The following is an 11,134-nucleotide window of genomic DNA, read 5'->3' as shown; positions in this document are numbered from 1 at the left end:
AAAACAGCAGCTGAGGAATGCTGCAGTTTGGAGTGACATCCAGTCACTCCAAACTGTGGGACAGCAGTGGGCTCCGGCCGTTTTTTTTGTGCCTGCGATTCAGGCTGGCGGGGATATAAAACTGATCATTTGTTCAGCGTCTGGTGTTCTGTGGCCCGATTGTCTACAATGGCGGCCCCGCAGGAGAGTGGTGTGTTATTTGTCACTAAGCTGGCATTCAGCCGTACACCCGCCGAAGGCGCAAACTCCCATAAACGCTCAGGCTACCGGACTGCGGGTTCATTGATAGGCCATCTGGAGAGAGGCTGCACCTGATGCAGTCCACCGAAGGAGCAAGCCGGCGGACCATTCCGTACGGTTAAACTCTCAGGTACACAGGACAGGGGGAGGGGCACAGGTTACGCAGGAGTTCTGTGTGCTGACCACTGTCTATTTAATTGCTATTACCGCTGAAGCCATGTCCGGGGCGCTCGCCGCCGGTCGTCGTAATATGGATATGTTTGGTGTTGCCTTAATCGCCTTTTTAACGGCGCTGGGTGGTGGCACTGTACGTGATGTCCTACTGGGTAATTTCCCGGTTACCTGGACTCAGCATCCCCCTTATATTTATCTCACGGTATCCGCCGGTTTGCTGACCATGGTGGTTGCGCGTTTTATGCATCGTTTACAGCGTTTGTTTTTAATTCTTGATGCCATGGGCTTAGTGGCCTTTACCATTATCGGCTGCAATGTTGCGCTGAAGCTGGATTACAGTCTGCCGGTGGTGGTTATGGCGGGCATTATTACCGGTATTTTTGGCGGTATTCTGCGCGATATTCTCTGTAATCAGACCCCACAGGTGTTGTGCCACGAGTTATACGCCAGCGTTTCTTTACTGGTCGCGCTGCTGTATTTAACCTTGCTGCATTTTGGTGTGAACGAAAGCGTCACCATGCTGGCGGCTTTTTCCGTTGGTCTGGCCATGCGTCTGGCAGCGATCCGCTGGCGCTGGTCGTTACCGGTATTTTCCTATGCCCCTGAGCGCTGGCAGAACTGAAACATGCTGGCGTTATTGCCTTGCTAGCGCCGCGTTAGTGCAACAGCTTCCAGCTCAGCCAGACCACCGTCAGCAGCAGTATGGCGGTGGTTGATTGCCAGAACAGCAGAGGATCGCGCTCCATTAACGGTGGCTTCTGCTGACGCAAATAATCCTCAGCGGGCTGGTTCAGATTAAAAATAAATTCAGATAACTCCGCACTGCGTTTATGTGGCAGAGGCTGCAATGCTTTTGCCAGAGCGGTGTCGATCCACGGCGGTATGTTACGGCCAGGTATGGCCAGCGGGCGGTATTGCAGGCGTCGCTGCGCATGCACCGTCCGCGCTTTCGCGACGTTCAGACCATAAGGCAATTCGCCGCCGCTGAGCATTTGATAGGTGATGACGGCGAGAGAAAACAGGTCGGAATGCGTGCCGGTATAACCGTCGCAGAAATACTCCGGCGCCATATATTGAACGGTGCCCGGAAAAGGATTTTCCGCCGGAGACTGATGCGTTTCTGCCAGACCTGCAACCTGCACGGCACCAAAATCAATGATTTTTATGCAACCGTTAGCATCAATCATAATATTGTCGGGCTTTAAATCCTGATGCAGCATTTCCAGCCGGTGAAAAGCTCTTAAGCCTTTTGCTATCTGGGCGACGATATCCCGTACTTTAATTAAATCGGGCCGCGGGTTATCCAGCATCCACTGGCGCAGTGTCTGGCCTTCAATCCATTCCGTGGCGTTGTATAAATACTGCTTTGGCCGGTTGTTCTGTGCCGCTGCCAATACGCAGGGACTGTCGATGCGCCGGGCAATCCAGTCTTCCAGCAGAAAACGTTCAAGGCTGGCGCTGTCGGCCTGAATATCTGAGGCCGGAAATTTTAAAACGACTTTTTCACTACTGTCCTGATCGCGGGCCAGATACACATGACTGCGGCCACTGATATGCAAACGGCGCAGCAGGGTAAAACCATCGAATTCTGCGCCTTCATCCAGTACCGGTGGTAACGTCAGCTGCTGTAATTGCTGCTGCCATTCATTAATGTTGGTATCGGGCAGTGAGGTAATATATACCAGCTGAATGCTGATATTGTCGTCGCTGCCCTGGTTCAATGCCAGTTCAGCGAGTTGCTGTGCACAGAGTTCGAGACTATTTTCGCTGTTAATTTTCAGTGCTTGTGCAATGGCTTCTGTGATTTGTCCGTGGCTGACAAATTCATACAGGCCATCGGTGGCGAGAATAAAAACATCGCCGGCAGTCAGTGGCATGTTGTGGTAATCAATATCCAGCTGCTGGTCCATGCCCAGCGCGCGGGCTAAATAGCTTTGTTCGGCAGAAATCTGTACCCGGTGATCCTGGGTTAATTGCTCCAGCGAGTGTCCCTGCAGATGATAAACGCGGCAGTCACCGCAATGAAAAATATGCGCCTGAGTGGATTTCAGAATCAGCGCCGAAAAAGTACAGATATAGCCTTTATCCCGCTCCCAGGCGTACTGACTGCGCCGCGTCTGACTGTAAAGCCAGGAATTACTGGCCTGAATAACCCGTTGCGCTGATTTACGCACACTCCATACATCAGGGGTGCAGTAATAATCTTCAAGGAAACTTTTAACAGCAGCGGCGCTGGCAATCTGGCTGACATTACTGCTGCTGATACCATCGGCCAGAGCAATGGCAATACCCTTGCGTTCTTTCTGCAGGGTATCGGCAAGACAGGCGCCGTGAAAATCCTGATTAACGGCTTTGCGTCCGGCGCAGGAATACTGGCCAAGCTGAATACGGAGAGAGGACATAAATCATCGCTGCAGACTGTCAGCCATAAAACCCCGGCAAGCATTGCCAGGGTTTATGGCTGGTGTTTATGACCTGAGCTTTATAAAGCCCAGAATTTACATCTGTGGCTGAGCCTGGGTCTGTGCTGACATCAGCGCGCGTTTTTTGGCAGTACGGACGTGGGTGGCGTACAGGGTCAAACCGGTAAAGGCCAGACCACCCACCAGATTACCCAGTGCGGTTGGAATTTCATTCCAGATAAAATAATCCATTACCGAGAATTCACCACCCATAATCAGGCCGAACGGAAACAGAAACATATTTACAACGGAATGTTCAAAGCCCATAAAAAAGAACAGCATAATCGGCATCCACATGGCGATCACTTTACCGCTGACATTGGTGGAAATCATGGCGCCGACAACACCCATAGAAACCATCCAGTTACACAGCATGCCGCGGATAAAAATGGTAAACCAGCCGGCTGCACCGTATTGAGCGTAACCCAGAGTACGGGCTTCACCGATATGAGCAACTTTTTCAGCAATAGCACCGCCATCGGTGTTGTAGCCGTAGGTGAAAATAAATGACATCAGGAAAGCAACGGTTAACGCGCCACCAAAATTACCGAGAAAAACCAGTCCCCAGTTACGCAGAATCTGTCCCCAGGTAACACCAGGGCGACGATCCAGCCAGGCCAGCGGAGTCAGCATAAATACACCGGTGAGCAGATCAAAGCCCATCAGATAGAGCATGCAGAAACCAACGGGAAACAGAATGGAACCAATCAGATGTGAACCGGTTGCAACGGCAACGCTGACAGCAAAAACCGCTGCCAAAGCGAGAATGGCACCGGCCATAAAAGCGCGTACCAGTGTATCGCGGGTCGACATATAAATTTTTGCTTCACCGGCATCTACCATTTTGGTGGCAAACTCGGCAGGCATCAGATAAGACATAGCATTACCTCATTAACGTTTAAGAAATTTCTCAACAGCTGTCCGGAAATAAAAAACGGCGTCCCATCCACCTGCAGTATGCAAGCGGAGTGGACGCCGTTATCCGGAAATTCAGGTTGTGTTCCATATCGCCGTTGATGTGGAATGCAATATGTTCAGCAGAAGACGTGCCAGTTTTATTTTTTTGCTGCTCGCTGGCATTTATCCGGGTTTTTATCGTACATCCGGGTTGTTCTCTTTTTCAGTTGCCCCCTTTTTGCGCAATAAAAAAACAGAGTGCATCGTCCTGATTCATTTTCAGCAGGTCGCTGACGTCGGTCCGGTGAACACGTAAGATGGCTTTATTTATCATCACCGGGACTGCTATGTCGTTTATGTTGCTATCTGCGCTGGCCTGGTCGCTGTTCGATCTGGCGCGCAAAAAACTGACGGCTCATGCACAGCCGCTGACTCTGGCTATCTGGCTCAGTGCCGGCGTTACTCCGCTTTATCTGTTGTTGTGGTTGTCTCGGGGGGCGTCACTGCCGGAGGCGGGTTACTGGCTTCCGGGGCTGGTATCGCTGTTGGTATCAGCATTGGCCAGTGTCTGCTATATCAAAGCACTCAGTGTCGGCCGTATTGCCTTGCTGGTGCCGGTGCTGTCGTTTACGCCGGTTGTGGCAGCAGTGCTCAGCGCGGGTTTGCTGGGGGAGCGGTTAAGCGGGGTGCAGTTGCTGGCGATGCTGAGCATTGTGCTGGCGATTTTTCTGCTGCATTCGGGCTGGAATTTATTGCTCAGGCCAAAAGAAGCAGGTGCGGGTTTGGGGCTGATGCTGGTCGTCGCTCTGTGCTGGGGCACGGGCATTGTCTTTGACAAGATGGCATTGACATCGGCCACGGTCTTTTTTCACGGCCTGATTCAGAGTGCCGGCATGTGTCTGGTGTTATTGCTGGCCTATAGCGTTGATTCATTACGCCGCCGTGATCGTTTGTCTGTGCCGCGTTATTCCGGCCCATGGGGATTAATGGCGCTGGCTTTACTGGTGTTTGTGCTGGCGGTCAGCGGCCAGTGGCTGGCGGTAACGGAGATTCATCCGGGCATTGTTGAAACCGTTAAGCGTGGCGTCGGCATTATCGGTGCGGCCTGCTGGGGCGTGTGGTTGTTCGGTGAGAACGTAAAGCCGTGGCAACTGTTGCTGATGCTGCTGATCATTGTTGCCACGGCGGGTCTGGCGTTGTTCTGAGCCGGTGTCCTGTTCAGGGGCTGTCTGTAAGCTACTTTGCAGCTGGTGCTCTTCACCTTTGTAGTAACGTTCAACGCGAGGGTTCATTACCTTAAACCACAGTGGCGGAATCAGGGCCAGCACCACCATGGTGGCGTAACCACTGGGCAGCTGTGGGCTGACATCGTGATGGCGCAGTACCTGATAGCGACGCTTCGGATAAGCGTGGTGATCGGAGTGACGCTGCAGCTGGAACAGGAACAGATTGGTTAACAGGTAGTTGCTGTTCCAGGAGTGTTCGATATCCGGACGCTCGTAACGGCCATTGTCCAGCTTGCGGCGGTGCAGGCCGTAGTGTTCAACGTAGTTGATCACTTCCAGCAGGCTGAAGGCAAAGAAGCTCTGGGCAGCAAAGAAAAACACCCCCATCCAGCCCCACAAAGCTCCACATACCGCTGCCAGTAAAAGGCTGAAGCCATACCACCAGATCAGTTCATTACGCCAGCTGAACGGTGAGTGGCCTTTATGACGCAGACGTTTGGCTTCCAGTTTCCAGGCATTGAGAAAGTTGTGCAGATAAGCATGGGGCAAAAACTGATACAGGCTCTGACCGTAGCGTGAAGAAGATGCATCGGCCGGTGTGGACACATGCACATGATGGCCGCGTACGTGCTCAACCTTAAAGCCACCATAAGAAACGCAGGCCAGTAACAGACCACCGGTCCATTGCTCAAGTCTGGGGTCTTTATGAATCAGTTCATGACCGACATTAATGGCGACAATAGCGCCCACGGTGCCGAGAGAAAGTAACCAGCCGAGTTGTCCGACCCAGTTCAGCTCTGCGCTTACAAAAACGTGTCCGGCATAAAACAGAACCGCCAGCTGCATCGGCAGGCACAGCAGCGTCAGCAGGCGGTAAAAACGCTCTTCCGATAGCTTCGGTACTTCCCGTGTTTCATCCGGATTCACCGGGTCCTGGCCAATAATGTGGTCAAGGATGGGGACAATGCCGTAAACAAACAGCAACGGAAAGAAGGCGAGCAGGTTGGCGTAACCAATGTTTTGCCACAGCCATTGCGACAGTGGCAGCAGCAATGGCGGAACCACGACCAGCAGGTAGGCGTATTTTTTAAACGTCAGCATACGTGAGCCTGGTGCTTGTTCAGACATCGACATCTCCTCATGGGGTTGTTGTTATTGTTTGTAGGATTGTCGGACAATCTTTCAGTTATATCCGTCTTATTCTCTGGTCATTTGCGGTCAGCCTGCAGCGGAGCGGGAGTTGGTGGTACAGGCAATTGCGTCATTTCGGGTGATCCGTTGTCAATGTTGGCAGGATGGGCATCACCGGACGCAGGAATGCGCTGCAGACGCTATGGCATAGCCCGGTTGTGCAGCATTCTGTGCTAATATCGCCGCCGGTTTTTTTATCAGTATGGAACAGACCCCGATGAGTTTTTCTGCGCCTGAAAGCCTTTCCGAACAGATTGCCCGCTATCTGGCGCAACGTATTATTCAGGGGCAGCTGACATCCGGTGAGCGTATTCAGGAAACCCGCGTGGTCAGTGAGCTGGAAGTCAGCCGTGGCTCGGTGCGTGAAGCCCTGCTGATACTCGAAAGCCGCCATCTGATTGATATTCTGCCGCGCCGTGGTGCCGTGGTGACCACGCTGACCGAACAGGGCGTTAACAGCCTGTACGATCTGTACATCGACCTGCTGACGATGCTGGCACAGCGGGTTGCGGAAAACTGGACCGATAACAATATCCGGCCGTTGCTGGCACAAGTGCAGATTATTCAGGAACTGCAGCAAAGCGAAGACAAAGTCGCCTTTGTTGAATCCGGTTTTGTTCTTATGCGCATGGCATTTGCTATCGCCGGTAATCAGTATCTGGCGGAAGTGTTGGAAGATCTGCAGCCAGCGCTGCATCGCACCTATGCGCTGGCGATCCGCCGCTCGCCGCAGGAAACGGAGTACGCCGCGCGCTTTTTTGCCGGTTTGATGGATGCCGTGTTAAAACGCAATCTGCGGGCCCTGCCGGGATTACTACAGAACTATGGCCAGCACCAGCGCGAACTGGTACTGGCAGCGATGGCTGAGGAGGCCTGAACATGCGCTTGAAAGCCATCAAACTGGCCGGCTTTAAATCTTTTGTTGACCCGACCACCGTGCCGTTCAGTACCAATATGACCGGCATCGTTGGCCCTAACGGTTGTGGTAAATCCAACACCATCGATGCGGTGCGCTGGGTAATGGGCGAAAGCTCAGCCAAATACCTGCGTGGCGATGCCATGACCGACGTTATTTTTAATGGCTCGTCCGAGCGTAAACCGGTCAGCAAGGCCAGTGTTGATCTGATATTCGATAACAGTGACGGCACCCTGCGTGGTGAATATGCCGGTTATGCCGAAGTCAGTCTGCGTCGTCAGGTGACCCGCGATGGTCAGTCGACCTATTTCCTGAACGGAACCAAATGCCGCCGTAAAGACATTACCGATATCTTCCTCGGCACCGGCCTTGGTCCGCGTTCCTACGCCATTATCGAGCAGGGCATGATCTCGCGCCTGATCGAAGCCAAACCGGAAGAGCTGCGGGTGTATGTGGAAGAAGCGGCCGGTATTTCCAAATACAAAGAGCGCCGCCGCGAAACCGAAAACCGCATGCGCCGCACCCATGAAAACCTCGAACGCCTGCAGGATATCCGTCAGGAACTGGAGCGGCAGTTATCCCATCTGCAGCGTCAGGCCCAGGCGGCAGAAAAATACAAAGAATTAAAAACCCAGGAACGCGAGAAAAAGGCACAGTTGCAGGCCCTGAAGTGGCAGGCGCTGGATGCCGATTACCGCGTTCGCGAGCTGAAAATCGCCGAACATCAGACCCAGTTCGAAGCCCATATGGCTGAACAGCGTGCCGCCGATGCCGAAATCGAAGGCCTGCGTCTGGAGCATCAGGAAAAAGGTGATCTGTTTAACAGCGCGCAGAGCAAATACTACGAAGTAGGTGCTCACATTGCCCGCCATGAGCAGAAGCTCGAGCATCAGGCGCAGATGGCGCTGCAGCTTGATCAGGATATGGCGGAAGCGGAAAAGGCCATCCTTGAAACCGAAAAATCGCTGGAAGAAGACCAGCTGGCGCGCGAAGCCGTCGGTGAAGAACTGATGCTGCTGGAGCCGGAGCTGGAAATGCTGCTGGCCGGTGAAGAAGAATCCGCCGCCATGCTGCTGGAGGCCGAAGAAGCCCAGAGCCGCTGGCAGGACGCCTGGGACAGCTTTACCCAGCGCGCCAGTGAGCCAACCCGTCAGGCAGAAGTGGCACAGACCCGCATTCAGAACAGTGAGCAGCAGCTTACCCGTCTCGACCAGCAGATTCGTCGTCTGGAAGAGGAACTGCAGCAGCTGAAAGACAACCCGGAGCTGGAAGAAATTCAGCTACTGGCCGAAGAAGTCAGCGAACAGGAACTGGCCGCCGACAGCCAGCAGGAACGCCTCGACAGTCTGCAGGAGCAGGTAACCGCCGGTCGTGAACAGCTGGAACAGCAACGCCGTCAGCTGGATGAAGGCAAGGCGCAGTTACAGCAGATGCTGAACCGCAAAGCCACCCTCGATGCCTTGCAGAAAGCCGCCTTAGGGCAGGGCTCAGAAGCCGTCAGCCACTGGCTGGAAAGCCATCAGCTGGCGCGTAAGCCACGTCTGGCCGAGCAGCTGCAGGTCGAAAGTGGCTGGGAGCGGGCGGTTGAAACCGTATTGGGCGATTACCTGCAGGCGGTGATGATCGATCAGCTTGATCCGGCACAGCACTGGCTCGGCAGTTTTAAAGAAGGACACCTCAGTTTATGGCAACAGGGACAGGGTGCTGCTGCGGTTAACACGGGTGCTGCCGGTACGCTGGCGGCCAAAGTGCAGAGCCGTCAGGACGTCAGCGGCCTGCTGGCCGGGGTTAAAGTGGCCGATGATTTGGCCTCTGCGCTGGCAGCGCGCGGCAATCTGGCCGCCCATGAATCCATTATTACCGCCGATGGTATCTGGCTTGGCCCTAACTGGTTGCGTGTTGCCCGCGCCGCTGACGGTGAGGGCGGCGTACTGGCCCGCCAGCAGGAACTTGAGGTTCTGGAAGATCAGATTGAAGAACTGGATATTCAGGTCGAAGAGTGGGATGCCGATCTGGATGCTGACCAGCTTAAGCTGCGCTCACTGGAGCAGCAGCGTGAAACCGCTCAGCGTGAACAGCAGCAGGTCAGCCAGAAGCTGATCACCCTGAAATCCCAGTTGTCCGGCAAACAGGCGCGTGCCGAGCAGTTTGCCCTGCGCAGCGACAAACTGAATCAGGATATCAGCGAAGCCAGACAGTTACAGGCACTGGAGCGCGAAGCTCTGGAAGAGTTGCGTCTGACCTGGCAGGAAGCGATGAGCGCCATCGACGATGATACCGATGAGCGCGAACGTCTGCAGGCCGAGCGCAACCGCGTACAGCAACTGCTGGAGCGGGCGCGCATGGAATCTCGTCAGCATCAGGACAAGGCCCATCAGCTGCAGCTGAAAGTGCAGACCCTGAAGAGCCGTGAGCAGGGCTTACAGCAGGCGATCGAACGACTGGCCGCACAGATGCAGCGCCTGCGCGAACGTAAGCAACAGATTCTGGATAACCAGAACCGCGATCACAGCGCCGATCTCGACGAACTGAAAGCGGAAATGGAAGAACTGCTGGAGCGTCGTCTGAACGCCGAGCAGATTATGTCGGCTGCCCGGCATGCGCTTGAAGCGGTGGATGCCCGCCTGCGTGAGCTGGAACAGGCCCGCGCCGATGCTGAAAAGAAAGCGCTGGATGTGCGTAACGAACTGGAAAAAGTGCGCATGGAATGTCAGGCGCTGGATATCCGTCGTCAGGCGCTGGTGGAAAACCTGCAGGAAGAAAAGCTCACGTTAAAAGATGTGCTCGACAATATGCCGGAAGAGGCGGATGCCGACAGCTGGCAGGAAGAGCTGGCGCGCATCGCTGAACGTATCCAGCGGTTGGGTGCCATTAACCTTGCGGCGATTGATGAATACCGTATTCAGTCCGAGCGTAAGGTGTATCTGGATGCGCAGAACGAGGATCTGGAAAAAGCCCTGAACACGCTTGAAGGCGCGATTCAGAAAATCGACCGTGAAACCCGCACCCGCTTCCAGGAAACTTTCGACAAGATGAACGCCGGCCTGGCCGAGCTGTTCCCGAAAGTCTTTGGTGGCGGCCACGCCTGTCTGGAGCTGACCGACGAAGATCTGCTGACCACCGGGGTGGCGATCATGGCGCGCCCGCCGGGTAAGAAAAACAGCACCATTCATCTGCTGTCCGGTGGCGAAAAAGCACTGACCGCCATCGCGCTGGTGTTCTCCATCTTCCAGCTGAATCCGGCACCGTTCTGTATGCTGGATGAGGTGGATGCACCGCTTGATGACGCCAACGTTGGTCGCTATGCGCGTCTGGTAAAAGCTATGTCGGAGAAGGTGCAGTTTATTTATATCACCCACAACAAAATTGCCATGGAGATGGCGTCTCAGTTGATGGGCGTCACCATGCACGAGCCGGGGGTTTCCCGTCTGGTGTCGGTGGATGTGGAAGAGGCCGCGGAAATGATCGACGCCTGAGGTTATCCGGCTGGTGGATCGTTTCCCCCGGCTATTTGGCTGGGCTGTGGCAGAAAGTCAGACCCCGGAATCGCGGACGGCAAAAAAGAGGCCAAAAGCGCCGTCCGGGGTCTGTTTTCGCGTGAATCGTTGTGTAACACTTTGAACCCAAATAAACCCTGCCGTTCTGATGTCCCATCGAGCGCTTTTCCGGAGCGGCAAAACAGTGAATGAAAGTCTGAGGCAACTATGGAATGGAGTTGGCGAACCGTCCTGATCCTGATCGGATTGTTAGTGATGGTGGCAATATTAATTGATGGCTTCCGCCGCATGCGCCGTGCGCGTGCTGAAGCTCTGCGTCTGGATGTCAGCAGTGATTTCCGCTTTCCGGACGACGGCCATAACCCGGAGTTGCCCGGTGGTGTTCGTGTTGTTAATAAAGCGGCCGGTCAGAGCACCGTGCAGGATGCTGATGAGGATGATGCACTGCTCGGTTTTCGTCAGGCACAGCAGCGTGCGGAGGAGCAGGACCGTCCGCGCCAGCCTGCACAGGAGCCGGTATTTACCGAGCTG

At 54.4% G+C, this 11,134-nt stretch carries 6 protein-coding genes, 2 pseudogenes and 2 riboswitches; of the genes and pseudogenes, 5 read left to right on the top strand and 3 right to left on the bottom strand.

What is annotated here, in order from left to right:
* The first annotated feature begins 170 nt into the window (after positions 1 to 170).
* Positions 171 to 284, top strand: a riboswitch (glycine riboswitch).
* Positions 285 to 393: riboswitch (glycine riboswitch) on the top strand.
* Positions 394 to 415: 22 nt separating this feature from the next.
* Positions 416 to 1,036 (top strand): trimeric intracellular cation channel family protein, encoded by a 621-nt coding sequence (locus B3P58_RS15900; RefSeq protein WP_225691746.1) that lies wholly within the window; start codon positions 416 to 418, stop codon positions 1,034 to 1,036.
* A 34-nt stretch (positions 1,037 to 1,070) separates the two neighbouring features.
* Here the strand turns inward: B3P58_RS15900 and B3P58_RS15895 are convergent, their stop codons facing one another.
* Together B3P58_RS15895 and B3P58_RS15890 are read right to left on the bottom strand one after the other, a co-directional pair.
* On the bottom strand, positions 1,071 to 2,816 hold the full coding sequence (locus B3P58_RS15895; RefSeq protein WP_230331656.1) for a bifunctional protein-serine/threonine kinase/phosphatase: 1,746 nt from the start codon (positions 2,814 to 2,816) through the stop codon (positions 1,071 to 1,073).
* 96 nt (positions 2,817 to 2,912) lie between these two features.
* Positions 2,913 to 3,755, bottom strand: a complete 843-nt coding sequence (locus B3P58_RS15890) for a formate/nitrite transporter family protein (RefSeq protein WP_225691748.1) — start codon at positions 3,753 to 3,755, stop codon at positions 2,913 to 2,915.
* Positions 3,756 to 4,090: 335 nt separating this feature from the next.
* Between B3P58_RS15890 and B3P58_RS15885 the strand changes: the two genes are divergently transcribed.
* Positions 4,091 to 4,978: a DMT family transporter gene (locus tag B3P58_RS15885; protein WP_230331657.1), complete on the top strand. Its 888-nt coding sequence runs from the start codon at positions 4,091 to 4,093 to the stop codon at positions 4,976 to 4,978.
* A gap of 39 nt (positions 4,979 to 5,017) precedes the next feature.
* On the opposite strand, the pseudogene B3P58_RS15880 reads toward B3P58_RS15885, so the two are convergent.
* Positions 5,018 to 6,127: pseudogene (locus tag B3P58_RS15880) on the bottom strand (alkane 1-monooxygenase); the annotation flags it as partial.
* A 280-nt stretch (positions 6,128 to 6,407) separates the two neighbouring features.
* Here B3P58_RS15880 and B3P58_RS15875 point away from each other — a divergent pair.
* The 3 genes and pseudogenes from B3P58_RS15875 to B3P58_RS15865 form a co-directional block, all read left to right on the top strand.
* Positions 6,408 to 7,067 carry a GntR family transcriptional regulator gene (locus B3P58_RS15875; protein ID WP_145469470.1) on the top strand — a complete coding sequence of 220 codons (660 nt, stop codon included), beginning with the start codon at positions 6,408 to 6,410 and terminating at the stop codon, positions 7,065 to 7,067.
* A gap of 2 nt (positions 7,068 to 7,069) precedes the next feature.
* A complete protein-coding gene (gene smc / locus B3P58_RS15870; RefSeq protein ID WP_286718979.1) occupies positions 7,070 to 10,582 on the top strand; it encodes a chromosome segregation protein SMC in 3,513 nt (1,170 codons plus the stop codon).
* A 228-nt stretch (positions 10,583 to 10,810) separates the two neighbouring features.
* A pseudogene (locus tag B3P58_RS15865) lies at positions 10,811 to 11,134 on the top strand (hypothetical protein); the annotation flags it as partial.

It is taken from the genome of Thalassolituus sp. UBA2009 (assembly GCF_002335285.1).
GTDB classification, from domain to species: domain Bacteria; phylum Pseudomonadota; class Gammaproteobacteria; order Pseudomonadales; family Oceanobacteraceae; genus Venatoribacter; species Venatoribacter alkanivorans.
The sequence above is the reverse complement of the archived record's forward strand: the minus strand, read 5'-3'. Positions and strand labels throughout refer to the sequence as shown.